At 69.5% G+C, this 26,429-nt stretch carries 19 protein-coding genes and 1 pseudogene; 13 read left to right on the top strand and 7 right to left on the bottom strand.

The features are described from left to right. Positions 1-142 precede the first annotated feature (142 nt). Positions 143-1,459 carry an MFS transporter gene (locus tag ACGF8A_RS11825; protein WP_393106827.1) on the bottom strand — a complete coding sequence of 439 codons (1,317 nt, stop codon included), beginning with the start codon at positions 1,457-1,459 and terminating at the stop codon, positions 143-145. A gap of 220 nt (positions 1,460-1,679) precedes the next feature. Continuing rightward, entirely contained in the window at positions 1,680-2,741 is a 1,062-nt protein-coding gene (locus ACGF8A_RS11830) for a LacI family DNA-binding transcriptional regulator (protein ID WP_393106829.1), read from the bottom strand. 162 nt (positions 2,742-2,903) lie between these two features. Here ACGF8A_RS11830 and ACGF8A_RS11835 point away from each other — a divergent pair, with 162 nt between their 5' ends. The 12 genes from ACGF8A_RS11835 (at position 2,904) to ACGF8A_RS11890 (ending at position 15,842) form a co-directional block, all read left to right on the top strand. Next, positions 2,904-4,193 (top strand): ABC transporter substrate-binding protein, encoded by a 1,290-nt coding sequence (locus ACGF8A_RS11835; RefSeq protein ID WP_393106831.1) that lies wholly within the window; start codon positions 2,904-2,906, stop codon positions 4,191-4,193. A gap of 5 nt (positions 4,194-4,198) precedes the next feature. Further along, positions 4,199-5,188 carry a carbohydrate ABC transporter permease gene (locus ACGF8A_RS11840; RefSeq protein ID WP_393106833.1) on the top strand — a complete coding sequence of 330 codons (990 nt, stop codon included), beginning with the start codon at positions 4,199-4,201 and terminating at the stop codon, positions 5,186-5,188. After that, entirely contained in the window at positions 5,178-6,104 is a 927-nt protein-coding gene (locus ACGF8A_RS11845; RefSeq protein WP_393106835.1) for a carbohydrate ABC transporter permease, read from the top strand. The genes ACGF8A_RS11840 and ACGF8A_RS11845 overlap by 11 nt, the downstream gene beginning before the upstream one ends. Before the next feature lie 39 nt (positions 6,105-6,143). After that, positions 6,144-6,911 carry an SDR family NAD(P)-dependent oxidoreductase gene (locus ACGF8A_RS11850; RefSeq protein ID WP_393106837.1) on the top strand — a complete coding sequence of 256 codons (768 nt, stop codon included), beginning with the start codon at positions 6,144-6,146 and terminating at the stop codon, positions 6,909-6,911. Next, positions 6,899-8,656 (top strand): heparinase II/III family protein, encoded by a 1,758-nt coding sequence (locus tag ACGF8A_RS11855; RefSeq protein ID WP_393106839.1) that lies wholly within the window; start codon positions 6,899-6,901, stop codon positions 8,654-8,656. The genes ACGF8A_RS11850 and ACGF8A_RS11855 overlap by 13 nt, the downstream gene beginning before the upstream one ends. 6 nt (positions 8,657-8,662) lie before the next feature. Then, positions 8,663-10,705, top strand: coding sequence for a hypothetical protein (locus tag ACGF8A_RS11860; RefSeq protein ID WP_393106841.1), 2,043 nt, complete (start codon positions 8,663-8,665; stop codon positions 10,703-10,705). A gap of 13 nt (positions 10,706-10,718) precedes the next feature. Beyond that, positions 10,719-11,306, top strand: coding sequence for a hypothetical protein (locus tag ACGF8A_RS11865; protein WP_393106844.1), 588 nt, complete (start codon positions 10,719-10,721; stop codon positions 11,304-11,306). Next, the gene (locus ACGF8A_RS11870) at positions 11,303-12,403 is read left to right on the top strand and encodes a DUF1565 domain-containing protein (protein WP_393106846.1); all 1,101 of its coding nucleotides are present in this window, start codon (positions 11,303-11,305) and stop codon (positions 12,401-12,403) included. The genes ACGF8A_RS11865 and ACGF8A_RS11870 overlap by 4 nt, the downstream gene beginning before the upstream one ends. 48 nt (positions 12,404-12,451) lie before the next feature. Then, positions 12,452-13,231 carry a polysaccharide lyase family 7 protein gene (locus ACGF8A_RS11875; protein WP_393106848.1) on the top strand — a complete coding sequence of 260 codons (780 nt, stop codon included), beginning with the start codon at positions 12,452-12,454 and terminating at the stop codon, positions 13,229-13,231. Between the two features lie 327 nt (positions 13,232-13,558). After that, positions 13,559-14,236 (top strand): bifunctional 4-hydroxy-2-oxoglutarate aldolase/2-dehydro-3-deoxy-phosphogluconate aldolase, encoded by a 678-nt coding sequence (locus ACGF8A_RS11880; protein ID WP_393106850.1) that lies wholly within the window; start codon positions 13,559-13,561, stop codon positions 14,234-14,236. Beyond that, a complete protein-coding gene (locus ACGF8A_RS11885; RefSeq protein ID WP_393106853.1) occupies positions 14,233-15,213 on the top strand; it encodes a sugar kinase in 981 nt (326 codons plus the stop codon). The genes ACGF8A_RS11880 and ACGF8A_RS11885 overlap by 4 nt, the downstream gene beginning before the upstream one ends. Before the next feature lie 74 nt (positions 15,214-15,287). Continuing rightward, on the top strand, positions 15,288-15,842 hold the full coding sequence (locus ACGF8A_RS11890; protein WP_393107217.1) for a GNAT family N-acetyltransferase: 555 nt from the start codon (positions 15,288-15,290) through the stop codon (positions 15,840-15,842). A 117-nt stretch (positions 15,843-15,959) separates the two neighbouring features. Here the strand turns inward: ACGF8A_RS11890 and ACGF8A_RS11895 are convergent. From ACGF8A_RS11895 to ACGF8A_RS11905, 3 genes and pseudogenes are all read right to left on the bottom strand, one after another. Continuing rightward, positions 15,960-16,609, bottom strand: a pseudogene (locus ACGF8A_RS11895) (IS5 family transposase); the annotation flags it as partial. Positions 16,610-16,616: 7 nt separating this feature from the next. Then, positions 16,617-18,146 carry a helix-turn-helix domain-containing protein gene (locus ACGF8A_RS11900; RefSeq protein WP_393106855.1) on the bottom strand — a complete coding sequence of 510 codons (1,530 nt, stop codon included), beginning with the start codon at positions 18,144-18,146 and terminating at the stop codon, positions 16,617-16,619. A 64-nt stretch (positions 18,147-18,210) separates the two neighbouring features. Further along, a complete protein-coding gene (locus ACGF8A_RS11905) occupies positions 18,211-18,408 on the bottom strand; it encodes a DUF4236 domain-containing protein (protein WP_393106857.1) in 198 nt (65 codons plus the stop codon). A gap of 307 nt (positions 18,409-18,715) precedes the next feature. Between ACGF8A_RS11905 and acnA the strand changes: the two genes are divergently transcribed. Beyond that, positions 18,716-21,433, top strand: coding sequence for an aconitate hydratase AcnA (gene acnA, locus ACGF8A_RS11910; protein WP_393106860.1), 2,718 nt, complete (start codon positions 18,716-18,718; stop codon positions 21,431-21,433). Positions 21,434-21,505: 72 nt separating this feature from the next. Here acnA and ACGF8A_RS11915 read toward each other — a convergent pair whose 3' ends face one another. After that, positions 21,506-22,420 (bottom strand): RNA polymerase sigma-70 factor, encoded by a 915-nt coding sequence (locus ACGF8A_RS11915; protein ID WP_393106862.1) that lies wholly within the window; start codon positions 22,418-22,420, stop codon positions 21,506-21,508. Between the two features lie 172 nt (positions 22,421-22,592). Then, entirely contained in the window at positions 22,593-26,399 is a 3,807-nt protein-coding gene (locus ACGF8A_RS11920; protein ID WP_393106864.1) for a GH92 family glycosyl hydrolase, read from the bottom strand. Between the last annotated feature and the right edge of the window lie 30 nt (positions 26,400-26,429).

The raw sequence follows: 26,429 nt of genomic DNA on the forward strand, positions 1-26,429 counted from the left end.
ACCTGGGCTTCGTCGGCCTCGACGACAGCGGCCCGGACGCTGCCCCGCGGTGGTGATCACCGGGTCCTCGCAGTCTCCGTCGGGGCGGCAGTCGAGGAGGCTTCGACCTCGGTATGTGCCTTCGTGGGGCCGCGCGGCACAGTCACGGGAGGAGTTCGGCGGCCGCTTCCCGGTTTCGGGGCACGACCCGAATCTGCGGCCGATGGTGGCGCCAGCCGATCGCCACACGGTGACCGCCGGCTCTGACGAGCAGCAGTCCGGTCGCCGCGGCGGTGCCCGCCGCCACGGCCCCGGCCGCGGCAAGGCCGACGCGTGCTCCGTAGATGTCGGTGATCCAGCCGACCACCGGAGCGCCGAGGGGAGCGCCGCCGAGGAGGACCATCATGTACAGGGCCGTGACCCGGCCCCGCACGGTCATGGCGGCGGTGGTCTGCATCGTGGCGTTGGTGGCCACGTTGACGACCATGGCGAACAGTCCCATGGGGATCATCAGCAGGGCGAAGCTCCACATGGTCGGCGCCGCGGCGGCCGCAATCTCCACGACGCCGAAGACCAGCGCGGCGATGAAGGGCAGTCTCCGCCGCGCGGACTCGTGCCGGGCGGTGAGCAGCGCTCCGGCCAGCGAGCCTGCCGCGACCAGGGTGTTGAACAGGCTGTAGACGCCTGCGCCGGCATCGAAGACGTCGTTCGCGTAGGCGGAGAGATGGACCGGGAAGTTCAGGGCGAAGGTGCCGAAGAAGCCCACCAGGACGATGGGCCACACCAACTCCGGGTGGCCTGCGACGTAGCGCAGTCCCTCGCGCAGCTGCCCCTTTCCCCGTGGGGCGCGTTCGACGGCGTGCAGCTCCCGGGTACGCATCAGCGCCATGCAGGTCAGCGGCGCGGCGAAGGACACCCCGTTGAGGAGAAACGCCCACCCGGTACCGACGCCGGTGATCAGCAGTCCCGCGACAGCCGGCCCGACCAGGCGGGCGGACTGGAAGTTCGCCGAATTGAGACCGACCGCGTTCCGCAGCTGGCCGGGGCCGACCAGTTCGGAGAGGAACGACTGGCGCGCCGGGTTGTCGAGCACCGTGGCGAGGCCGACGGAAAAGGCGGCGGCGTACACATGCCAGACGAGGACGTGACCGGTCAGGGTAAGGGCGGCGAGGACGAGCGCGGTGACGGCCATGGCCGCCTGAGTGGCCACCAGGACGGGCCGCTTGGGCAGGCGGTCGACGAGGACGCCGCCGTACAGGCCGAAGATCAGCAGCGGCAGGAACTGCAGGGCAGTGGTGATTCCGACGGCGGTCGAGGAACCGGTGAGGCTGAGCACCAGCCAGTCCTGGGCGATGCGTTGCATCCAGGTGCCGTTGTTGGACACGACCTGGCCGAGGAAGAAGAGGCGATAGTTCCTGATCTTCAGCGAGGACAGCAGACGAGCTCTGGGGGCGGAACCGGGTCCTCGTCCCGTACTCAACTGGGTTCTCCTCCTTGTCGCCGTCCGGTGCGCGGCAGCGGTGGCTCTGCTCCCGTTCGTGGCCATGGCTCACCCGCGGACGTGTCGGCTGTCCGGCACCGAGCGGCTGCGGCAGCCGCCGGTCCGCAAGCGGCTCGCGTGACCGGCTCCCGCGCCGTGTCATGTCGTGCGGGCAGGCCGTGGGCCGTCCGACCACAGCTCCGGGAGGGGGGCGGCACGCCTATGAGACCGTGACCACGACGGGTGCCGCGGTCGAGTCGCGGACCACGAGCGTGGGCCGATGCAGAATGGAATGACCGGACTCACTGCCGTCCCCGTCCATGACCTGGCGCAGCTTGGCGAACGCGGTGGCCGCCATCTCCTGTACGGGCTGCCGCACCGTGGTAAGCGCGGGCATGGCCATACCTGCGAGCATGATGTCGTCGTAGCCGGTCACGGAGACGTCACGGCCGACCACCAGGCCTGCTTCCCGAGCGCCCGTGGCGACGCCGAGCGCGCACATGTCGTTGATGGCCACGATCGCGGTCGGCGGATTGGGGGCCGCGAGGATCTCCCGCGCCGCGACCCGCCCGAGTTCGGCGGTGTCCCGGTCGTCGAAGTCCACCGTGTCGGCTCCCGACCACACGATGCCAGCGGACGGGGGTAGGCCGGCGGCGTCCAGAGCCAGCCGGAACCCGCTGTACCGCTCGGCACGGTTGACGCTGCCGATCGAACCGGACACGAAAGCCAGGCGCGTGTGCCCCAGCTCCAAGAGGTGTTCTGTCGCCAGGCGCATGCCGAGAACGTTGTCGGTCCCGATGTTCACCACGCTGTGTGGGTCGCCGGGTTGTGCGGTGCGGTCGAAGGCGACCAGCCCCAGCCCGGCCTCGACGGTCGGCTTCACGTGGTCGAGTGAGGGCAGGGAGGAGCACAGCACGACTCCGCCGATGCCGTCGCCCCACAGTTCCTCGACGTAGCGGCGCTCCCGGTCAGGGTCCCGCTCACTGTTGCACAGAAGCATGTAGAAGCCCTCCGCCAGGGCCGCCGCTTCGAGGTGCCGGGCGAAGGTACCCCAGAACGGATTGGCCACCGACGGCACGACGAGGCCGAGCATCTGGATCCGCCCGGTGCGCAACTGCTGGGCGGCGCGGTTGGGACGGTAGCCGAGGCGGCGGATCGCCGCCTCCACCCGTGACCGCGTCTCGGGCAGCATCCTGCCGGTCCGGCCGTTGAGCAGGTTGGAGACCGTGCTCGGGGAGACTCCCGCCTCTTGCGCCACCTGGTAGATCGTTACCCCCGCCACTGGCCTCTCCCTGTGAATGAGAACGAATTGTTTCCGGACTGTTGACAGCCTGTGCGGCCGTTCCTAGTGTCTCGTGCATCGAAACACCAGTAAATCGATGCACTAACTCTACCGCAAGTGCAGCAGCCGTTCAGTGTGCACTCTCGCCGCCCAGGAGTCCTCATGCGTACACGTACTTCCGCTCTGTCCAGAAGAAGGCTTCTCGGGCTGGGCGCCGCGGCCGCAGCGGGTGTCGCCCTGTCCGCCTGTGGCGGCCCCGCGCCCCAGAAGAAGGGCGGCGGTGACGCGTCCCTGCGCCTTCTCACCCCGATCTTCGACCGTGCCGACGGCCAGAAGCTGCTCACCTCGCTGCTTGCCGACTTCAAGAAGGACCACCCCGGTGTCAGCGTCCAGGTGGACTACACCGAGTACGGAAAGCTCAACGAGAAGCTTGCTACCTCCATCGTGGGTGGCAGGCCCTACGACGTCATGCTGATGGGGGTCGGCTGGATCCCGCCCTTCGTCGATAACGGTGTACTGGCCGACCTGGGGACGAGTCGGTCCGAGCTGGACCGCACGTACAACCCGCGTGTGGTGCAGCCCGGGATCTACAACGGCAAGACGTACGCGCGCCCCATCCTGCTCGACACCAGGATGGGTATCTACCGCAAGGACATCCTGGCCGAGGCGGGAATCGACGCGCCGCCCAAGGACCTGACCGAGCTGAGGGAGATGGGCAAGGAGCTGACGGTCCGCAAGGGCGGGAAGCTGACCCGGGCCGGCGTGGACATCCTCAGCAACGACCTGCGCCAGACCTACCTTCCCCTCATGTGGGCGCACGGCGGCGACCTGTTCGCCGACGGCAAGCCCGTCTTCGACTCGGACGAGGCTGTGGCCGCCCTGCAGTGGATGGTCGACATCATCCGCACGGACAAGACCGAGGACTACGGCTTCACCCAGAAGGGAGCTGTCGTCGCCCCCCTCGTCCAGGGCCGCGCGGCGATGATGGTCGGCCACAACGACATGTGGCGACAGCTGTCCGAAAGTGCCCCGGAGCTGATCGCCGAGGACAGGGTCGCCGGGTTCATGCTGAACCAGCAGCGTCCCGCGCTGTTCCAGGGCGGCACGCTGGCCACCCTGTCCGCGAAGACGGAGTACCCCGAACAGGCCAAGGCCCTGGTGGAGTTCCTCTCCGGGGAGGAGGTCTCGCCGAAGGCGGCCGAGCAGCGCGGCAACATCCCGGCGGTCCTGAGTGCGGCCGACTCCGACTACGTCAGGAGCAACAAGCTCGTCTCCTTCGCGGTCGACAACCTCGACCACGCGTTCTCCGAGGGCGGGGTGCCCACCTGGCTGGAGATTCGGGAGGAGTTCAAGCCCGCCCTGGAAGGCGCCCTGCTCGGCAAGTCCAGCCCCGCCGACGCCCTGCGGGAACTGGCCGGGAAGGCCGAGGCGATCATCGCCAAGGGGGCGTGACGCCGATGCCCACCCAACCGACCCTTGACACGGGAAAACGGCCCGACCCGTCAGTGCATCGATTCACCAGATCGAAGGCGGCGGCGCCACGCAGCGACCGCCCCCGCCGCCGGCGTAAGTTCGGTCACGAACGGCGCCGCACCGCCTTCTTCCTGCTCGCGCCCTCGGTCATCCATCTTGTGTGGTGGATCGGCATCCCCGTCGTCGCCACGTTCGTCCTTGCGTTCACCGACTACGACGTCCTCGCGAACACGGTCACCTTCAACGGTCTGGACAACTTCCGGGAGATCTTCGGCGATCCGACGTGGAACTCTTCCATCTGGCACACCGTCATCTTCACCTTCTTCACCGTGCCGGTGGCCATGGCGATCGCCGTGGTTCTCGCACTCCTGCTCAACGTCAAGTTGCGAGGCTCGGCCTGGTACCGTGCGGCCGTCTTCATGCCGCACGTCACCGCGACCGTGGCGATCGCCCTGGTGTGGATGTGGATGTTTGAACCCCGGCTCGGTGTCGTGAACACGATGCTCGCCTGGGTCGGCATCGACGGACCGGTCTGGCTGGCCGACCCCGACTGGGCGCTCACCGCCGTGATCATCGTGAGCATCTGGAAGGGCATCGGCATCAAGATGCTGATCTACCTGGCCGCCCTGCAGTCCATGCCGGAGGACGTGTACGAGGCGGCGAGGATCGACGGCGCCTCACAGGTGCGGCAGTTCTTCGCCATCACCCTGCCGCTGCTGAAGCCGGCGACGTTCTTCGTCCTGGTGGTGTCGATCATCGACTCCTTCCAGGCGTTCGACCAGCTCTACGTGCTGACGCCCGACGGCGGGCCAGACAACTCGACGACGGTCATGACGTACGAGATCTACCGCACCGCGTTCAAGGAGTTCAACATGGGTGCGGCCTGCGCGCAGAGCGTGGTGCTGTTCGTGTTCCTGCTGGTGCTCATGCTGATCAGCCGGCGTCTCACCGGAAAGGAAGACGATGTCCGCTGAGAAGCTCACTCCCGGCGTCGCTCCCGTGGCGCCCCCGCGCACCGGCAGACCACTGCTGACCCGGCGACTGCGACGCGTGGCACTGCACCTGGTGCTCGCCACCGTGTCGCTGGTGATGGCCATCCCCTTTCTCTGGATGATCATCACCTCGCTGAAGACGGACCCGGACCTGGCCTCCTACCCCCCTGGTCTGCTGCCCGAGATCTGGGACTGGGACAACTACCCCGAAGCCCTCGAGTACGCTCCCTTTGGGACCTACTTCCGCAACAGCCTCTTCATCTCGATCGGACACACGGCACTGAATCTGGCGCTGGCCTCCATGGCAGGCTACGCCCTGGCTCGTATCCAGTTCCGCGGCAGCACGATCATCTTCATGGGTGTGCTGGCCACCATGATGATCCCCAGCTACACCAAGATCATCCCCCAGTACCTGATCGCCAAGGGCATCCCGTTCTTCGGCGGCAACGACTATCTCGGACGAGGCGGCCACGGCTGGCTGGACTCGTGGTGGGGTCTCATCATTCCGGGCGCGCTGACCCCGTTCGCCATCTTCCTCTTCCGACAGTTCTACCTCTCCCTGCCCCGCGAGCTGGAGGAGGCCGCCCGTATCGACGGCATGGGGGAGTTCGGGATCTACGCCCGGGTGATGACGCCTCTCGTCAAGCCGGCCATCGCCACTGTCGCACTGCTGACCTTCGAGAGCAGCTGGAACAACTTCCTGTGGCCGCTGATCATCACGACCGACACCGACCTGCGCGTCATCCAGGTGGGGCTCTCGGCCTTCCAGCAGGCCGACCAGAACGCCTGGGCCTACCTGATGGCCGGCACGGCACTCGCCACCATCCCGATGGTCGCGCTGTTCCTGCTCGCGCAACGCTATTTCGTCCAGGGCTTCGCCAACTCCGGCATCAAGTAGCCCTCTTGTTCACCTCGATATCTCTCTGGAGAACCTCTCATGCCTTTTGACCTCACGGGGCGCCGTGCGCTCGTCACCGGCGCAGGCCACGGCATCGGCGCGGCAGTCGCGCTCTGTCTGGCCCGGGCGGGTGCCGACGTGATCGTCCACTACGGGCACTCCGCCGACGCGGCGGAGCGCGTCGTGGCCGAGATCAACGGGCTCGGACGCAAGTCCACGGCCGTCGCGGCGGACGTCACGGACACAGCGGCCGTGGAGCGCCTGGTCGACGAGACCATCACCTTTCTGGGCGGTCTCGACATCGTCGTCGCCAACGCCGGGCATCTCGTCGGGCGTGTCCCGGTCTCCGAGATGACCGAGGAGCACTTCCACAGCGTCATCGACGTCAATCTCACCTCCGCCTTCCGGACGTGCCGGGCGGCCCTGCCGCACCTACGGGACGCCGGGCCCGCAGGACGCGTCATTCTCATGGCCTCGCAGGCGGCTCACGACGGCGGCGGTCCCGGAGCAACCGCCTACGCGGCGGCCAAGGCCGGTGTGATCGGCTTCGCCAAGGGCCTGGCCAAGGAGATCGGCGGCTCCGGGGTCACGGTCAACGCGCTCGCTCCCGGATACATCGGCGACACCGCCTTCCACGGCACGTTCACCGCGCCCGAGGCCCGGCGCGGCATGGTGGAGAAGCTGCCCATCGGGCGGGCGGGCACCGTGGAGGACGTCGCCGGTGCGGCCGTCTATCTCGCCTCCGACGAGGCCGGGTACGTCACCGGAGCCACCTTCGACATCGGCGGTGGCGCATGGCCGCGCTGACCGTCCCCCGGGAAGCCGGCGGGTGGTGGCACGCGTACGTCTGCCCCGCCCACGGCGTCGAACTGGACCACGGTGACCTGCTCGCCGGAGCGTTCCCCGCCAACGGTGCCGCCTGCCGCTACGGCTGCCGCCTGGACACCGACGCCGTACGGGGCGCGAGGACGGTACTGGCACACCAGGCGATCGCCCAGCGGCTGCGGCACCTGGCCGCCGGGCCGCCCGCCGAGCGTCACGAGGCCGTCACCGCGCTGCACCGGTACGCCGAGCTTTACGCCGGCCTGCCGGGCGTGCACACGGGCGCCGACGACTGGATGCTGCGCGGCCGGCTCTTCCACCAGGCGCTGACCGAAGCCATCTGGGCGGTCAACATCGCCCACGCGGCCCGCACCCTCGCCTCCCATCGCGACGCCGGCCCCGCTCTGGGCCCGCTCGTCCCCTTGCTGGAATCACTGCGGGAGGCGGCCGGCAGGGCACGAAGCGAACTCCTGCGCAAGGGAGACGCGCGTTCCAACTACACGGCCTGGCTCGCCGCCGCGGAGATCGCCTGCCACGGTGCCCTCGACGTGATCGCCGGTACCGTCCCCGACCCGGTACGCCTGGCGGAGGAGTACGGCCTCGGCGCCCACATGCGCGTGTCGGTGCACAGGGACGGCTGGGAATGGGAGGCGAGCACCTACTACCACCTGTTCGTCCTGCGCGCCTACCTGCTCGCGCTGCGTGGCGCCCGTCCTGACCAGGTACCGGACGACATGGCGGGGGTCCTGGGCGCGATGGTCTCGGCGCTGGCCGGCGTGGCCGCCCCGGACGGGACGCTGCCCGCGCTCCACGACGGCCCGTACCGGCGTGCCGGACAGGCGGCGGAGATCCGGGAGGTGGCCGCGCTTACGGGGCGGCTGTTCGCCGGCGATCCGCTGAAGTGGGTGGCGCAGGCCGCCGAACGCGACTCGACCGCTCGCCTTCCCGAAGACCTTGAGGGGTGGTTCGCCGGCGGCCCGCTTCCCACGCCGGCTCAGCGGTCATCCTTCCCCGACGCCGGGTTCGCGGTCTTCCGGTCCACGGGCGTCCACGCCGTACTGGACGCCGGGCCGCACGGCGGCGGCCACGGGCACCGTGACAAGCTGTCGCTCTACCTCTACGCGGACGACGGCACCGCCTGGCAACCGGACCCCGGCCAGGTCCCGTACGCCCATCAGGGCCTGAGGAAGCACTACGCGAGCACGGCGGCCCACCCCACCTTCCGGGTGGACGAAACGGAACAGCGCCCCTGCGACGCCGTGCTCGACGGCGACACCGGCCGGTGCGACCAGGCCTACGACGGGGTGACGGCGACCAGGCAGGTGGTCGAGGACCGGCGCTACCTGCTCGACATCCTCGTCCTGGAAGCCTCCGCCGAGTGTCGTCTCACCGCACAGCTGCGCCCCGGCACTGAGCTCGACGTCGTGGCCCAGGGCCTGGACCGGGCCCGCACCGTCTGGGGAGACGGCGACTCCGCCGTCCTGACGGGCTGCCACGTCGCCCGGCCACCGGCCGAGTTCACCGTGGTCACCCATCCCGGTACCGCCGACGATCCCGCGCGGGCACGGCAGGGCGTGGACTGGTCGCTGACCGGCCGGCGGGCCGTGTTCGTCTCCGTCTACCAGGCCGCAGACGCCACTCCTTCCGTCCGCCGGGTGAGCCTGTCCGAACGGACCGTCCACATCGATCTGGCCGACGGAACCGTCGCCACCCATCCCATCGGAGCGTGAGAACCCATGCTGCTTCTCGAGGGACGACTCGAATCGCTGCGCGGCGAACTGAACGGCACCCACGCCGCCCAGTGGCGAAGGCTGCACGAGCAGTGCGATTGGTATCGACGGCAGACCCCGCCCGCGGAACACCCCGAGGCGAGCATCACCTACTTCGGTCCCGCCGCGGCCAACCTCGCTCTCGCCTACCGGCTCACGGGCCAGCGCGGCTATCTTGAGGAGGCGTGGCGCTGGATCTCCGCCTGCGCCGCCTTCCCCCACTGGGGCCGCGCCCACATGCCCGACCACGACCTCGACGCTGGCTGGCTGCTGCACGGGCTCTCCCTCGCCTACTCCTGGCTGGGGGAGGACCTGGAGCCGCAGCGGCGTGAGATTCTGCGCGCCAAACTGGAACTCCAGGGCGAGCGGCTGTACTCCTTCGCCGAGGAGACCACGGGCCGCTGGTGGTCGAGCGCGTACTGGCAGAACCACAACTGGATCTGCTGGACCGGTATCGCCACCGCGGGCTACGCCCTGGGACGCCCCGAGTGGAGCAAGGCAGCCCGGACGAACCTGGAGACCGTCCTCAAGATGCTTCCCGAGGACGGTTCAGACGCGGAAGGCGTCGTGTACTGGCGGTACGGCGTGCCGTGGCTCGCCATCCACACCGACCTCGTGGAGAACCAGGAGAACACCGGCCTGTGGTCGGTCGGCGGCTTCCTGCGCAACACCACACGCTGGCGCCTGCACCAGAGCGTGCCGGGTTTCGAGGAGAACATCGACCACGGCGACTGCCATGACCGGCGCAGCGGCCACAGCGTCGCCCTCTACTACCGTCTGGCCTCCGCCTACCGGAACGGCACGGCGCAGTGGCTGGGGAACCTGGTCGCGGAACGCCACTTCTGGCGCGAGGCATACGAATCGGGTGTGCGGCCCGGCGTCATGCCCGAAGCCTTCCTCGAACTGCTCTGGTACGACCCGCACGTGACACCCGTCGCACCCGACCTGGAGCCCGTCACGGCCTACTTCCCGGACCTGGGGCAGATCACGGCGCGCACCGGATGGGACGACGCGGCCACCTGCGTCAGCTTCAAGGCCGCGCCCGGCGGCGGACACCGGGCCTGGGAGGAGGGGCACCGGCTGAAAGCCGCGGGCGGCTGGGACGCCATGAGCGCGGGCCACCACCACCCCGACGCCGGCGCCTTCGTCCTCCACGCGCACGGCGCCTTCCTCGCGGTGGACGAGGGATACAGCAACCACAAGCGCGCCGCGCACCACAACCTGATCCTGGTCGACGGAGAGGGCTGGGCGGACGAGGGCCGCTACCACGTCTACGAAGGCATACCGCACGAGCGCCAGGCACGTGTACGTGACGTGCTCGCCCAGGACGGATTCGCCCATGCCACGGCGGAGTCCGCCGCGATGTTCCCCGAACGACTGGGGGTACGGCGCGTCGACCGCACACTGGTGGTGACGCCGCTGGGGCGGGTCGTCATCCTCGACGAACTCGAGGCCGACGCACCGCGAGAGTGGACCTATCTGCTGCACACCGACTGGCCCACCACACAGCTGGACCCCGACGGCTGGCGCCTGGAATCGGGGCCCGCGAGCGCACGGCTCACCCGGCTGCTTCCCACCGACGCCGCGGCCACACGCCACCGCACCGAGGTCGAGGCGAACCCGACCTCCAGCACCCCCAGCCTCAAGGTCAGCAAGACGCTGCACACCCTGCGCCTGACGACGCCAAGGACCGGCACGGCCAGGTTCCTGACCGTCCTCGACAGTACGGGCGCGCTGGACCCGCACCCCCTCCCGGCCGTGCTCCTGCCCTCGGACCAGGGCCACGCGGTCTCCGTCGGCCAGGGCGACGAGACCGAACTGGTCCTCCTCGCCCCCCTGGCCGGGGTCATCGAGACGGAACGCGTGAGCGCCGACGCCGCGGCGGTCGTCCTCTCCGGCACGCGCACCGCCGCCGTACGGGCGCGTCGTGTCGAGATCGACGGCACCGTCACACTGCGGAACGACGAACCGTTCACCGGGCTACTGCCCGCCCGTACCGCCGACGCCTAGGAGGCACACCAAGATGATGGGCTGGGAGCGAGGTGCCCTGCGCGCCATGGAGTTCGTCGCACAGCCGGCACTGGCGGGCGCGGCCTTCTGCCTGCTGGCACTCGGCGTGGTCACCTGGCTCCCGGCGCTGGCCGCGGCGGCGACGGCACTGCAGGACTGGCGGCGTGACGGCGGAGGCCGCCCCTTCACCGGAACGCTGCGTGCCTTCCCGCGCTGCTGGCGCGCCCTGTGGAAGGACGGACTCGCCGCCAGCGCCCTGACCGCCCTCCTCGTGGTGAACTGTCTCTTCCTCCTCAGTACGGGAGGGCCGGCCGCGTTCGTTCTGCTCCCCGTGCAGTTCGTCCTGCTGGCGACACTGGCGGTGTACTCCCTGTCCCTCGCGGCCGGGATCGCCGTGAACGCCTCCGACGAGTTCCGGCGCCGCGCGGCCGCACTGGCCTTCGGTTCGCCGCGTCGCGGTCTGGCCCTCCTGCTCGTCCTGCTGCTCGCCCCCCTTGCGGTCCTGCCCGTTCCCCTCGGCCCCCTACTGCTCGGACCCACCATCCCCCTGCTCCTCGCCCTCTCCCTCCACGCGCCCGTCAAGAAGAGGAATCCAGCATGAGAGTCACTCGGTACGCCGTTTCCGCCGCTGCCTTACTCGTTCTGACGGGAGCCTCGGTTCCCGCGGTGGCCGCCGTCGCGCCCCCGGTCGGGGCAGGCGTCCCACCCCTGGGTGCCCACGACGTCTACGTCTCACCGCAAGGCAGCGACACCAACCCCGGCACGCGCAAGGCGCCCTTCGCCGGCATCCAGCGGGCCCTGGACGTGGCCGGCCCCGGAACAACCGTGCACCTGGCACCGGGACGGTACCTTCAGGACTTCGTCAGCCGGAGCCCCGGGGTTACCATCAGCGGGCCCCGGTCCGCCGTGGTCCAGGGAACGGGCGCCGGCCGAGCAGTGGGGGAGATCCAGCACGACAGCGTCCGGCTGACCGGGTTCACCGTCGACGGCCTGGTCGGCGACGCCACCGAGAAGTCCGGCTACCGCAAAAAACTGCTGTATGTCATGAGCGCGACACCAGGTGACGGTGTCGACGGCCTGCGCGTCGACCGCATGACCTTCCGCAACGCCGGTGAGGAATGCGTACGACTGCGCTACCTGGTCACCGGCGCAGAGGTCGCCCACAACCGGATCACCGGATGCGGCGTGTGGGACTTCCGCTTCGCCGACGGCGGCAAGGTGGGCGAGGGCATCTACCTGGGCACGGCACCCGAGCAGCAGGGTATGAACGGCGCCCCGGACGACCGGCCGGACGTCAGCCGCGACAACTGGATCCACCACAACAGGATCGACACCCAGGGCAACGAGTGCGTGGACATCAAGGAGAACTCCACCGCGAACCTGGTCGAGCACAACGACTGCACAGGTCAGCGTGACCCCAACTCCGCGGGCCTGGACGCGCGTGGCAGCGGCAACACGTTCCGGGCCAACCGCTCGCACCACAACGTCGGAGCTGGCGTCCGGGTCGGTGGCGACACCCCCACGGACGGCATCCACAACACCATCGAGGACAACGTCCTCCTCTCCAACACTGCGGGGGGCATCAAGTTCGAAGCCACCCCGCAGGGCCGGGTGTGCGGTAACACCCTGGCCGGCAACACCGGCGGCGACGCGACAGGCACCTACGGGAACGAGTACGAGCCGTCGCGCCCCTGCTGACCGCAGAAGAAGGCACCCGACACGACCGACAGTGAGGAATCAGCAGACATGAACCGCACCCGCAAGCGCACTCTCGCCACCACAGGCGTGGCCGCACTCTCCGCCCTGGCCGCCCTCACCCTCCCGCTCACCACCGCGGGCACCGCCACCGCCGCCGCCCCCTGCGACTACCCCGCCCAGCAGCTCAACCTGACCAACTGGAAGGTCACCCTGCCGACCGGCTCCAGCGGCTCGCCCACCGAGGTCAAGCAGCCCGCTCTTGCGACCTTCTCGTCCAGCCCCTGGTTCACCGTGAACTCCGCGTGCACCGGCGTCCAGTTCCGGTCGGCGGTCAACGCCGTCACGACACCCAACTCCAGCTACGGGCGCGCCGAGCTGCGCGAGATGACCGACAACGGAACCAAGAACGCCTCCTGGTCGGCGACGTCCGGCACCCACACCATGACCTTCCGGGAGGCGTTCAACAAGCTTCCCAACGACAAGCCGCACGTCGTCGGCGCGCAGATCCACGACGGCGACGACGACGTCACCGTCTTCCGTCTGGAAGGCACCAGCCTCTACATCACCAAGGGCGACAACACCCACCACAAGCTGGTGACCAGCAACTACCAGCTGAACACGGTCTTCGAGGGCAAGTTCGTCGTCAGCGGCGGCCAGATCAAGGTCTACTACAACGGCGTCCTCCAGACCACGATCCCGCACACCGCGTCCGGCAACTACTTCAAGGCCGGCGGCTACACCCAGGCCAACTGCGGCAACTCGTCCCCGTGCAGCAGCTCCAACTACGGACAGGTGACCGTCTACAAGCTCCAGGTCACTCACTCCTGACGGCGAACGGTGCCGGGCCTCGGGTAAGGAGGCCCGGCACCTCCGACGCACCGTACAGCGAGTAGTGCCGCACACCCACCCCGCCCCCTGCCCTCCTGCCGCCCGGCACTCCCGGAAGGAACGGACCACGCCCGGCCGGACGGCCTCGCGGCCAAGGCCGTGGGACGGCAGGTGCGCCCCGACGTCGGCCCGGCGCACCCGTGGGCCCGGCCCGGGCCTGCAGCTCGTGGCCGATGTCCGCGGCTGTGGCCCCTCGACCGCACCAGAGGGGCCACACAGCCGTGTTCAGAAGCAGAGCCCTCACTACAGACAGGACACGAAGCACCAGTGAACCGCGCCAACAGCTCATCGCCCGCGCAGCCGGAATGCCCGGTCACCCGGGAGATCTTCGCCCGCGGCCTGATCGCGATCCTCCGCGCGCCCACCACCGCGCACTTCCCGGCCGTTGTCGACACGCTGCTCGGCGCGGGAATCCACGCCATCGAGATAACTCTCACCACCCGAGGCGCCCTGCGGTGCATCCGTGACCTCAAGGCCGCATACGGCTCCGAGGCGGTCATCGGGGCGGGAACGGTCCTGACCGGCAGCGAGGCACAGGCGTGCGCCGACGCCGGCGCCACATTCGTCGTCTCGCCCGTCGCGGCCGGCGATGTCGTCCGTACGGCCCGCGCCGCAGGCATCGCCACCTACCCCGGCGCGCTCACCCCCACCGAGATCCACACCGCGGCCGGCACCGGGGCGCCCGCTGTGAAACTCTTCCCCGCCTCGGCCGTCTCGCCCCGGTACATCTCCGACCTGCACGGTCCTCTGCCGGACATCCCCATCATCCCGACCGGGGGCATCTCCCTGACCGACATTCCGGGATGGATGGCGGCCGGTGCCGCCGCCGTGGGACTCGGCACACCTCTCATCGGCGCGGCCGCGACGGAGGGCGTGGACAAGGACCTCGCCGCCCGCAGCCGCCAAGCGGTCGACGCCGTCACCGAAGCCCGGGCGGCACGGTGACGCGCCCTCTCACCGCCCCCGCAACGCGAACCGCGGGCGGTCTGCTCACCTTCGGCGAAACGATGGGGCTGGTCGCCGCGACCGGCATCGGCACCCTGGAACACGCACGCGACTTCACCTTCGGCGTCGGCGGCGCCGAGAGCAACGTCGCCATTGGAGTCGCACGCCTCGGCGCTCCGGCCACCTGGATCGGACGCGTGGGAAGCGACGCTGCGGGGGACCTCGTCGACCGCCGTCTGCGAGCCGAAGGCATCCGGACCATCGCGGTGCGGGACACGTCGTTCACGGGCCTCATGGTCCGCCACCAGCGGGCCGCCGGCGTGGTCCACGTCGACTACCACCGCGCCGGATCGGCCGGATCCCGTCTCACCTCCCGCGACATCCCCGTGGACACGGTCCAGCAGGCCGCGATCCTGCACTTGAGCGGCATCACCCCAGCCCTGAGCACCTCCGCCCGCGAAGCCACCTGGCACGCCGTCGCCGCCGCCAAGGCGCACGACGTGCTCGTCAGTGTCGACGTCAACTACCGCAGCAAGCTCTGGCACCGGGATACCGCCGGACCCGAACTGCGAGAACTCGTCGCAGCGGCGGACATCGTCTTTGCCGGAATCGAGGAAGCCCAGCTCGTCCTCCATTCCCGAGCCGATGCCCCCGAACGTCTGGCCATGGACCTGGCGGCGATGGGCCCGGCCGAGGCCGTCATCAAGACCGGCGCCCAGGGTTGCACCGCCCGGCTCGACGGCGTGACGCACGTCGAGCCGGCGCTGCCCGTTTCCGTCGTCGACACCGTCGGAGCCGGCGACGCCTTCGTGGCAGGCTACCTCGCAGAGCACCTGGAGGGCGGCGACCCTGCCCAACGCCTCCGGACGGCCTGCGCGACGGGCGCGTACGCCGTGTCCGTGCCGGGGGACTGCGAGCTACTGCCGACTCGGGGTGAGCTGGCGGCCTTCCTGACGGCCGGGGACATCCTCCGATGACTCCCAGCCCTTGAGCCGGACCCGTGTACGTATCCGCACCCACCTGTCAGGATCGCCGTGTGGCCGCGTCTCCTGTGACCTTGGAAAGAATCACGCTCGACGACTGGCGAGCCGTTCACTCATGGGCTCATCTCGCCGAGGCTTGCCGCTTCCAGACCTGGGGACCGAACACCGAGGAACAGACGCGCGCCTTCGTGGAGGCGGCAGCCGACGCCTGGTCGCAACGCCTTCCGCGGAGACTCGTCCATACCGCCCGGGTGGGGGGCACCGTGCTCGGTATGGGCGAGTTGCACCTTCGCAGTCGCCTGCAGCGCCAGGGCGAGATCACCTACGTCGTGCATCCGCGAGCGTGGGGGCAAGGCATCGGCACGGAGATCGGGCGCCTACTTCTCTCACTCGGCTTCACCCAGTTGGGGCTTCACCGGGTCTACGCCACCTGCGACCCGCGGAACGTTGGGTCGTCCCGGGTGCTCACCAAGCTCGGCATGACCTACGAGGGGCACCTGCGGCACACTGCACGGATCCGGGACGGCTGGCGGGACTCGCTGGTCTTCAGCGTCCTCGAGGAGGAATGGCGTGCTGGGGCACGGAGCGACGCCGACGCAGCCGGGCCGACCACCGACAACTGAGGTGTGCGAGGTGCCTTGGCCGTCGGCACCATGATTGGACCGGCTCCGCAGCCGGGGGTTACGTCCGCTCGAGCGGTGTATCGACGGCCGCTCGGTGATCTCGTCCTGAAGTTGTGCGGTGACGCGGCGGCAGCAGATGAGTGTGCAGGCGAGGCTGGTGAAGGCGAGGAAGTGCCCGGCTTTGCGTTCGTAGCGGGGGTGGAGGCGGCGGCAGCCGGCGAGCCAGGCCCTGGTCCGTACGATGGTCCAGCGATGTCGCCCGGGTCGCCGTGAGTTGTCGATGCCCTTGCGCGCAATGCGGTGCTGGATGCCTCGCTGTGCCAGCCATTGCCGCAGATGGCGGTAGTCGTATCCCTTGTCGGCGTGGAGCTTGGCGGGCCTGCGGCGACGGGGGCCGCGGCGGGAGCGGATCGGGGGTATGCCCTTCACGAGCGGGGCCAGGGCCTTGCTGTCGTGGACGTCGGCGTCGGAGATCCCGACGGACAGGGGCAGACCGGTCCGCTCGGTGATCAGATGGATCTTCGAGCCGTACGCGCCCGGTCGACAGGATTCGGACCGCTGCGGGAGCCGAGTTCGTCGAGGACCAGACGGTGGAGCTCGGCCCGCACCCGGGCCTTCGTCCACTCGGTGAAGCGGCGGTGGGCCGTCGCGCCGGACGGGCCGAACGAGGCCGTCGGCAGTTGCTGCCATGTGCAGCCCGAGGTCGCCACGAACACGATCGCGGCCAGCACCTCACGATCGCCGTGACGACGCCGGCCGCCACCCTTGCAGCTTTCAGATGTCGCGGAAGATCTCGATCTGCGCCCCGATCGAGTTCAGCCGCTCGGCCAGATCCTCGTAACCCCGGTTGATGACATAGACGTTGCGCAGCACCGACGTCCCCTCCGCCGCCATCATCGCCAGCAGGACGACCACGGCGGGACGCAGGGCCGGCGGGCACATCATCTCGGCGGCGCGCCAGCGGGTGGGGCCCTCCACCAGGACGCGGTGGGGGTCCAGCAGCTGGAGCCTGCCGCCGAGGCGGTTCAGGTCCGTGAGGTAGATGGCCCGGTTGTCGTACACCCAGTCGTGGATGAGCGTCTTGCCCTGCGCGACCGCCGCGATCGCCGCGAAGAACGGGACGTTGTCGATGTTCAGGCCGGGGAACGGCATGGGGTGGATCTTGTCGATCGGCGCCTCCAGCTTGGAGGGCCGCACGGTGAGGTCCACCAGCCGGGTACGGCCGTTGTCGGCGACGTACTCGGGGGTGCGGTCGTGGTCGAGGCCCATCTCCTCCAGTACCGCCAGCTCGATCTCCAGGAACTCGATCGGCACCCGGCGCACCGTCAGCTCGGACTCGGTGACCACGGCGGCGGCGACCAGGCTCATCGCCTCGACCGGGTCCTCGGAGGGGGAGTAGTCCACGTCGGCGTCGATGGTCGGCATGCCGTGCACGGTGAGCGTGGTGGTGCCGATGCCCTCGACCTTGACGCCGAGCGCCTCCAGGAAGAAGCAGAGGTCCTGGACCATGTAGTTGGAGGAGGCGTTGCGGATGACGGTCACGCCGTCGTGGCGGGCGGCGGCGAGCAGCGCGTTCTCGGTGACCGTGTCGCCGCGCTCGGTCAGCACGATCGGGCGGTCCGGCCGCACGGACCGGTCGATGACGGCGTGGTACTGACCCTCCGTCGCCGTGACGTCCAGCCCGAACCGGCGCAGCGCGATCATGTGCGGCTCGATGGTCCGCGTACCGAGGTCGCAGCCGCCGGCGTACGGCAGCTTGAAGCGGTCCATGCGGTGCAGCAGCGGGCCGAGGAACATGATGATGGAGCGGGTGCGCCGGGCCGCCTCGGCGTCGATGGAGGCCAGGTCCAGATCGGCCGGCGGCACGATCTCCAGGTCGACGCCGTCGTTGATCCACCGGGTACGGACGCCGATGGACCCGAGCACCTCCAGGAGGCGGTACACCTCCTCGATGCGGGCGACCCGACGCAGCACCGTGCGCCCCTTGTTGAGCAGTGAGGCGCACAGCAGTGCGACGCACGCGTTCTTGCTCGTCTTCACATCGATGGCCCCGGACAGCCGGCGACCGCCGACCACCCTCAGGTGCATCGGGCCCGCGTAGCCCAGAGAGACGATCTCACTGTCGAGAGCTTCACCGATTCGGGCGATCATCTCAAGGCTGATGTTCTGATTGCCGCGCTCGATGCGATTGACGGCACTCTGACTGGTGCCGAGAGCCTCGGCAAGCTGCGACTGTGTCCAGCTCCGGTGCTGCCGGGCGTCACGGATGAGCTTGCCGATGCGTACGAGGTAGTCGTCTGCCATGGGGCTGAGGCTATCTCAGATATGAGATGGCGCCTTCTGGGGGGTCCATCGGGGTGACGACCCGTCAACGCCGCCGTGCCGAACGGGTCCTGCGCCATCCGAAAGGTCCGGGCAAATCCATCGATGTCGTACGACGTCCGGTGCTGCTGTGAGTGCGACGCGGGCCGTTCTTGCCGCCCGTCGTGATGGACCAGGAGCGCCGGTTGATGTTCAGCCGCACCCCCGGCAGGATCTGGAAGCTCTTACGGAACGTGAGTGGCATCTGCGCCTCCATCCAGTGCTCGCCGGCCTTCCCGGCTCACCTTCGGTTACCCCGGCTCGGCGCACTGATGACCGAAAAGGGGAGGGGGGTCGCGCAGAGGGCGGGGCGAACGAGATCACACCGGGTCCGGGCATGACCGTCCAGCCCCTATGTACTAGAGTTATCTCGACATCGAGATATCTGCCTGGGCGCACCGCGGCCGCCACCCCAGTAAGGGTGACCTAACTTAGCCTTACCTCAGCGGATTGGCCAAGACGGCGTGGCGGCAGGATGCGGTGGTACGCGCACATGAATGAAGGAGACTGTCGTGTCGGCGAACAGCTTCGACGCCCGCAGCACGCTGCAGGTGGGCGACGAGTCGTACGAGATCTTCCGCCTGGACAAGGTGGAGGGCTCGGCCCGGCTCCCCTACAGCCTTAAGGTCCTGCTGGAGAACCTGCTCCGCACCGAGGACGGCGCGAACATCACCGCCGACCACATCCGCGCCCTCGGCGGCTGGGACTCGCAGGCCCAGCCGTCCGAGGAGATCCAGTTCACGCCGGCCCGCGTGATCATGCAGGACTTCACCGGCGTCCCCTGTGTCGTCGACCTCGCCACCATGCGTGAGGCGGTCAAGGAGCTCGGCGGCGACCCGGCGAAGATCAACCCGCTGGCCCCGGCCGAGCTGGTCATCGACCACTCCGTCATCGCCGACAAGTTCGGCACCGACGACGCCTTCAAGGTGAACGTCGACCTGGAGTACGGCCGCAACAAGGAGCGCTACCAGTTCCTGCGCTGGGGCCAGACCGCCTTCGACGAGTTCAAGGTCGTCCCGCCCGGCACCGGCATCGTCCACCAGGTGAACATCGAGCACCTGGCCCGCGTCGTCATGGTCCGCGACGGCAAGGCCTACCCCGACACCCTGGTCGGCACCGACTCGCACACCACCATGGTCAACGGCCTCGGTGTCCTCGGCTGGGGCGTCGGCGGCATCGAGGCCGAGGCCGCGATGCTCGGCCAGCCGGTCTCCATGCTCATCCCGCGCGTCGTCGGCTTCAAGCTCACCGGTGAGCTCAAGCCGGGCACCACCGCCACCGACCTGGTGCTCACCATCACCGAGATGCTGCGCAAGCACGGCGTCGTCGGCAAGTTCGTCGAGTTCTACGGCGAGGGTGTGGCGGCCACGAGCCTCGCCAACCGCGCCACCATCGGCAACATGTCGCCGGAGTTCGGCTCCACCGCCGCGATCTTCCCCGTAGACGACGAGACGCTGAACTACCTGCGTCTGACCGGCCGCTCCGAGCAGCAGGTCGCACTGGTCGAGGCGTACGCCAAGGAGCAGGGCCTGTGGCTGGACCCGGCCGCCGAGCCGGACTTCTCCGAGAAGCTGGAGCTCGACCTCTCCACGGTCGTCCCCTCCATCGCCGGCCCCAAGCGCCCGCAGGACCGCATCGTCCTCGCGAACGCCGCCGAGCAGTTCAAGCAGGACGTCCGCAACTACGTCGACGCCGTGGACGAGGCGGGCCAGGAGTCCTTCCCGGCCTCCGACGCCCCGGCCGTCACCCCGAACGGCGCCCCGTCCAACCCGGTCACCGTGACCGCCCCCGACGGCACCTCGTACGAGATCGACCACGGTGCGGTGACGGTCGCGGCCATCACCTCCTGCACCAACACCTCCAACCCCTACGTCATGGTCGCCGCCGCCCTCGTGGCCAAGAAGGCGGTCGAGAAGGGCCTGACCCGCAAGCCGTGGGTCAAGACCACCCTCGCCCCGGGCTCCAAGGTCGTCACCGACTACTTCGAGAAGGCGGGCCTGACCCCGTACCTCGACAAGGTCGGCTTCAACCTCGTCGGCTACGGCTGCACCACCTGCATCGGCAACTCCGGCCCGCTGCCGGAGGAGGTCTCCCAGGCCGTCAACGACCACGACCTCGCCGTCACCTCGGTCCTCTCCGGCAACCGGAACTTCGAGGGCCGTATCAACCCCGACGTCAAGATGAACTACCTGGCGTCCCCGCCGCTGGTCGTCGCCTACGCGATCGCCGGTTCCATGAAGGTGGACGTCACCAAGGACGCCCTGGGCACCGACCAGGACGGCAAGCCGGTCTACCTCCAGGACATCTGGCCGACCGAGGCCGAGGTCAACGACGTCGTCGCGGGCGCCATCGGCGAGGACATGTTCTCCAAGTCCTACAGCGACGTCTTCGCCGGCGACGCCCAGTGGCAGGCGCTGCCGATCCCGACCGGCAACACCTTCGAGTGGGACGCCGAGTCCACCTACGTGCGCAAGCCCCCGTACTTCGAGGGCATGCGGATGGAGCCGGACCCGGTGCAGGACATCGCCGGCGCCCGGGTGCTCGCCAAGCTGGGCGACTCGGTCACCACCGACCACATCTCCCCGGCCGGTGCCATCAAGGCCGACACCCCGGCCGGCCAGTACCTCACGGAGCACGGCGTCGAGCGCCGCGACTTCAACAGCTACGGCTCCCGCCGCGGCAACCACGAGGTCATGATCCGCGGTACGTTCGCCAACATCCGCCTGCGCAACCAGATCGCGCCGGGCACCGAGGGCGGCTACACGCGCGACTTCACGCAGGACGGCGGCCCGGTCTCCTTCATCTACGACGCCTCGCGCAACTACATCGAGCGGGGCATCCCGCTGGTCGTCCTCGCGGGCAAGGAGTACGGCTCCGGCTCGTCCCGCGACTGGGCGGCCAAGGGCACCGCGCTCCTCGGCGTCAAGGCCGTCATCGCCGAGTCGTACGAGCGTATCCACCGCTCCAACCTCATCGGCATGGGCGTCCTGCCGCTGCAGTTCCCCGAGGGCGGGTCCGCCGCGTCCCTCGGCCTGACCGGCGAGGAGACCTTCTCCTTCACCGGCGTCACCGAGCTGAACGACGGCACCACGCCGCGCACGGTGAAGGTCACCACCGACACGGGCGTCGAGTTCGACGCGGTCGTCCGCATCGACACCCCCGGTGAGGCCGACTACTACCGCAACGGCGGCATCATGCAGTACGTGCTGCGCAGCCTGATCCGCAAGTAGGGGATCGGGTTAGGGCGATCGGGCCGCACCCCCGGCAACGGGGGTGCGGCCCTCGTCGTGCCCGGGGAGCCGCTACGGGTGGCCGGCCGGCCGCTGGGCCGACTGCTGGTACGCCCGCAGCTTCTCGGGCGCCAGGACCCAGTAGGTCCCGTCGATGCCGTCAGGCCCCACGGTGAGGCTCACCAGAGCGACGGGGCCCCCGTCCTGGGTCAGCAGCGCGCCGGGCATGCCGTTGACGGCGACCACGCTGTACTCCGCGCGGGGGAAGAACTTCTTGGCGGACCCGCAGACCATGGCCACCCGCTCGGCCCCCACGATCTTGACCCGGGCGACGCCGCGCATGCCGTTGCCGTCCGCGTAGGCGACCGCGTCGGCCGACAGCACGTGCTCCAGCGCGGCCACGTCGCCGTCGCGCGCGGCCGCCACGAACGCGTCGAGCAGCCGCCGGTGCTGTGCCGTGTCGACGGGTTCCCGGCGTTCGGCGGACAGGCGTTTGCGGGCCCGGCTGACGATCTGCCGGGTGTTGGCCTGCGTCAGCCGCAGCATGTTCGCGATCTCGTCGTAGGCGTAGTCGAACGCCTCCCGCAGCACGTAGGCCGCCCGCTCCACGGGGTTCAGCTTCTCCAGGACCAGCAGCACGGCCAGCTCCAGCGCCTCGCCGCGCTCCGCGCCGACCTGGGGATCCACACTGGTGTCCACGGGCTCCGGCAGCCACGGGCCCACGTAGGCCTCACGGCGGACCCGCGCCGACTGAGCCACGTTGATCGCCAGCCGAGTGGTGATCTTCGCCAGATAGGCGGCGGGCTCGAGCACCGTGCTCCGGTCGACCTCCTGCCACCGCATCCACACGTCCTGCACCACGTCCTCGGCCTCGGACACGCTGCCCAGGATGCGGTACGCGATGCCGAACAGCCGGGGACGCAGCTGCTCGAACTCCTCCGCAGCCTCCTTCAGAGAGTCCTCGCCGGGGGGCTGTCCCTGGTCCATGTGCCGATGCCTCCGCTGTTCGACCGTCGTGCCCCCGGGGCAGGCGTTCCTCCGGTGCAGGGAGGGCCCGCCCACAGCGATCCTACGGCGGCCACCCGGCGGGAGGCACACAGGGCGAGCGGCGTCTCCCGCGAAGAATCGCGCGGGAGACGCCGCACCGGACCCGGTGGCCCTACCGGCCGAGCAGCTCGACCTCCGAGAGCGCCGCCTCCCCGGAGGTGAGGACCAGGCGGTACCCGGCGTAGTCCCCGGCCCGCGGCACGGAGAACGCCCGGGTCTGCCGGTCCCACCGGAAGGACTCGCCCGCGCGCTCGTCCAGCGTCCGCCACCTCGTGCCGTCCGCCGTGCCCTGGAGCTTCCACCCGCTCGGTGCCTTCGTGCGGTCGGCGGAGGTGAGCGTGTACTGGACGGCCTTCGCCCGCCCGGACACCGGCAGCTCCACGGACGTCAGGCTCGCGTTCGTCGCCGAGGTGTTGTCGAAGAGCGCGCCCTCGCCCGTGGTCAGGTCCGTGCGAGGCGCCGGCACCTTGTCGTCCTGGGTGATGGAGACCGGTGCCGCGTTCCTGCCCGTGCCCCACCTGGACGGCTTCGGCCCCATGTCGAACTCCAGCACCCCGCCCCTGGCCAGCAGCGAGTGCGGGAGCGAGGTCGAGGTCCAGCCGCGGCCGTTGACCTTCAGGCCCTGCACGTAGATGTTCTTCGCGCTGTTCTTCGGCGCCCGGACCACCAGGTCCCGGCCGTTGTCCAGGTGGACGGTCGCCTTGGTGAACAGCGGTGAGCCGACCGCGTACTCGCCGCTGCCCATCACCAGCGGGTAGAAGCCGAGCGCGGAGAAGAGGAACCAGGCCGACTGCTCGCCGTTGTCCTCGTCGCCGTGGTAGCCCTGGCCGATCTCGCTGCCGGTGTAGAGGCGGGACAGCACCTCGCGCACCTTCTCCTGTGCCTTCCAGGGCCGGCCGGCCGCGTCGTACATGTAGATCGCGTGATGGGCGACCTGGTTGGAGTGCCCGTACATGCCCATCCGGACGTCCCGGGCCTCGGTCATCTCGTGGATGACACCGCCGTAGGAGCCGACGAACTCGGGCGAGGCCGTCTCCGGGGTCGCGAAGTACTCGTCCAGCTTCTCGCCGAGCCCGTCCCGGCCGCCGTAGAGGTTGGCGAGCCCGCGGCTGTCCTGCGGGGCGGTGAAGGCGTAGCCCCAGCCGTTGGTCTCGGTGTAGTCGTAACCCCACACACGCGGGTCGTACTTCGACGACTCGACCCGCCACTCGCCCTGTGCGTCGCGGCCCTGGAAGAAGCCGGCCTCGGAGTCGAAGAGGTTCACGTACTCCTGGGCACGGTTCAGGAAGTACTCCGACTCCTCCTTGTAGCGCTTCTCCCCGGTCTTCTCGTACAGCGTCCGGCCCATCCGGGAGATGCCGTAGTCGTTGAGGTAGCCCTCCAGCGCCCACGACAGGCCCTCGTGCGTCTCGGTGCTGGTCCAGCCGAGGAAGGGGGAGGTCGCCATGCCCTTGCGGCCCACGCCCGAGGACGGCGGCACCACGGTCGCGTTCTTCACCGCCGCGTCGTACGCCGCCTTCGCGTCGAAGTCGACGCCCTTGACGTACGCGTCCGCGAACGCGACGTCCGAGGAGGTGCCGGTCATCAGGTCCGCGTACCCCGGCGAGGACCAGCGTGAGGTCCAGCCGCCGTCCTTGTACTGCTGCACGAAGCCGTCGACCATCTCTCCCGCCTGGCGGGGCGTCAGCAGCGAGTACGCCGGCCACGTGGTGCGGTAGGTGTCCCAGAAGCCGTTGTTGACGTAGACCTTGCCGTCGACGATCTTCGCCCCGGTGTGGGTCGGGGTGTCCTGACCCGTCATGGGCGAGAACGGCGAGGCGTACTTGTAGGTGGAACCGACCTTCTCGAAACCGGAGTTGGGGTACAGGTAGAGCCGGTAGAGGCTGGAGTACAGCGTGGTCAGCTGGTCCGGCGTCGCGCCCTCGACCTCGACCTTGCCGAGCAGCCGGTCCCACAGCCGCTGCGCCTTCGCCTTCACCGTCTCGAAGGAGGTGCCCTGCGGGATCTCCTGGCGCAGGTTGTCCTTGGCCTGATCGACGCTGATCAGCGAGGTCGCCAGGCGCAGGGTGACCGTGCGGTCGGCGCCCGCGTCGAACCGCAGGTGGCCCTTCACCCCGCTCGAGAAGCCCTCCTTCACCGGTTTGTCGAAGGTGCCGTAGACGAAGAGCCGGGTCGCGCCGGTCGACAGGCCGGACTTCACGTCCGAGTAGCCTGTCACCACGCCGTTGGCCTTGTCGAGGGTCAGACCCGCCTGGTCGGTCACGTTGTCGAAGAGCACGCTCGCGTCGTCGCCGGGGTAGGTGAAGCGGAGCATCGCCGCGTGGTCCGTCGGGGTCATCTCGGCCTTGAGGCCGTTCTCGAAGCGCACCCCGTAGTAGTGGGGCCGCGCGACCTCGTTCTCGTGCCGGAAGGCCAGCGCACGCGCCGTACGGGCGATGTCCGGGGTGCCGGTGGCGGCGGACGGCATCACCTGGAAGGTCTGCCGGTCGCCCATCCAGGGGCTCGGTTCGTGACTGGCGCTGAACGCCTGGATCGTCGGCAGGTTGTCCGCGTTGTTCGCACGCGCGTAGTCGTACAGCCAGCTGAGCGAACCCGCGTTGGTCACCGGCGTCCAGAAGTTGAAGCCGTGCGGCACGGCGGTCGCCGGGAAGTTGTTGCCGCGCGAGAATCCGCCGCTGGAGTTGGTGCCGCGCGTGGTGAGCGCGTAGTCCGACAGGTGCGCCCTGGGCTTCTCCGGGGCCTTCACGGCCAGCGACACGTCGTCCACCCAGCCGCGGAACTTCGCCGGGCCGGTGGGGGAGTCGTACGCCACCAGGATCCGGTCGACGGTCTTGCCGGCCGCCACCGAGCCGATCCGGGAGACGACGTTGTTCCACTGGTTGACGTACAGCACCTTGGCCTCGCCCTGCCCGCGCGGGCTGAGGCCGAAGCCGTGCTGGTCCCGCGCCCCGAGGCCGCTCAGGTGGGTGCCGTCGGTGAACGCGAGGTCGACGGAGACGTTGGTGGCGGCGTAGTCCCGGTCGCCGTCCGCCATCGACGGGAAGATCCGGTACGAGAGCGCGGTGTCCCGGCCGACGGCCACGTCGACGTCGAAGATCTTGTTGTACGAGTACGCGCGGCCGTCCGCCACGTGCCGCCCCGCGTACCGCAGCGCCCGCTTGCCGGTGAAGCCGGCTCCCGCCTTCGCGGTGGGCGAGCCGCTCGGGCCGCGGTCGACCAGCGACAGCATGTCCTGCGGGACCGGTCCCTCGCCGCCGCCGGTGGAGAACTGCACGTCCGCCAGCTGGAGGATGGTTCCGCCGTTGTTCTTGGTGATGTCCAGCCGGTAGTGCCGGAACTCGGCGGCGGCGGCCTCCGCTATGTCGTACGTCTTCGTCTGGAAACGCTCCGGGAAGGTCTCGCCGGAGCGGGTGTCCAGCGTCTTCCAGTCCTTGCCGTCGGTGGAGCCCTTCAGGGTCCAGTCCGCCGGGTCCCGTTCGGCGTGGTCGTTGGCCGAGGTGAGGGCGTACCGGGCCAGTTTCACCGGCGCGTCCAGGTCGAACTCGACCCAGCCCGTGGGCGTGAACGTCAGCCACTTGGTGGTGGGCTCGATGTCGACCAGGCTCTCCTTCACCTCGCCGGCCCCGGCGTTCTCGCCGTTCGCCCGCACGTCGGTGACGTGGTCGGTGACGTTGCCCGGAATGCCGCTGCTGTAGCCGCCGTCCACGCCCGCGGCCCGCTTGCTCCCGTCCGGCGCGGTGTCGACGGTGTTCAGCCAGTCCGGTGCCGGGTCCCCCGTTTCGAACGAGGAGGTGAACTCCCGATCGGCCGCGGGTGCTTCCGGAAGGGCGACGGCCACGCCCTGGGAACCGACGGCCATGACAAAGGCGGCCGTTGTCACGACCGCCGTACTCCATCTGTGCCGACCTCTGTGCCGCATCCGCCAACCCACTCCCTGCACGTTGTGGAC

It is taken from the genome of Streptomyces sp. NPDC047706 (assembly GCF_043204795.1).
Lineage (GTDB): Bacteria > Actinomycetota > Actinomycetes > Streptomycetales > Streptomycetaceae > Streptomyces.

Coding starts and splice junctions, on each gene's coding strand:
- ACGF8A_RS11835 (WP_393106831.1), top strand. CDS start 2,904: ATGCGTACACGTACTTCCGCTCTGTCCAGAAGAAGGCTTCTCGGGCTG.
- ACGF8A_RS11840 (WP_393106833.1), top strand. CDS start 4,199: ATGCCCACCCAACCGACCCTTGACACGGGAAAACGGCCCGACCCGTCA.
- ACGF8A_RS11865 (WP_393106844.1), top strand. CDS start 10,719: ATGATGGGCTGGGAGCGAGGTGCCCTGCGCGCCATGGAGTTCGTCGCA.
- ACGF8A_RS11860 (WP_393106841.1), top strand. CDS start 8,663: ATGCTGCTTCTCGAGGGACGACTCGAATCGCTGCGCGGCGAACTGAAC.
- ACGF8A_RS11855 (WP_393106839.1), top strand. CDS start 6,899: ATGGCCGCGCTGACCGTCCCCCGGGAAGCCGGCGGGTGGTGGCACGCG.
- ACGF8A_RS11875 (WP_393106848.1), top strand. CDS start 12,452: ATGAACCGCACCCGCAAGCGCACTCTCGCCACCACAGGCGTGGCCGCA.
- ACGF8A_RS11905 (WP_393106857.1), bottom strand. CDS start 18,408: ATGCCACTCACGTTCCGTAAGAGCTTCCAGATCCTGCCGGGGGTGCGG.
- ACGF8A_RS11920 (WP_393106864.1), bottom strand. CDS start 26,399: ATGCGGCACAGAGGTCGGCACAGATGGAGTACGGCGGTCGTGACAACG.
- ACGF8A_RS11845 (WP_393106835.1), top strand. CDS start 5,178: ATGTCCGCTGAGAAGCTCACTCCCGGCGTCGCTCCCGTGGCGCCCCCG.
- ACGF8A_RS11850 (WP_393106837.1), top strand. CDS start 6,144: ATGCCTTTTGACCTCACGGGGCGCCGTGCGCTCGTCACCGGCGCAGGC.
- ACGF8A_RS11900 (WP_393106855.1), bottom strand. CDS start 18,146: ATGGCAGACGACTACCTCGTACGCATCGGCAAGCTCATCCGTGACGCC.
- ACGF8A_RS11870 (WP_393106846.1), top strand. CDS start 11,303: ATGAGAGTCACTCGGTACGCCGTTTCCGCCGCTGCCTTACTCGTTCTG.
- ACGF8A_RS11915 (WP_393106862.1), bottom strand. CDS start 22,420: ATGGACCAGGGACAGCCCCCCGGCGAGGACTCTCTGAAGGAGGCTGCG.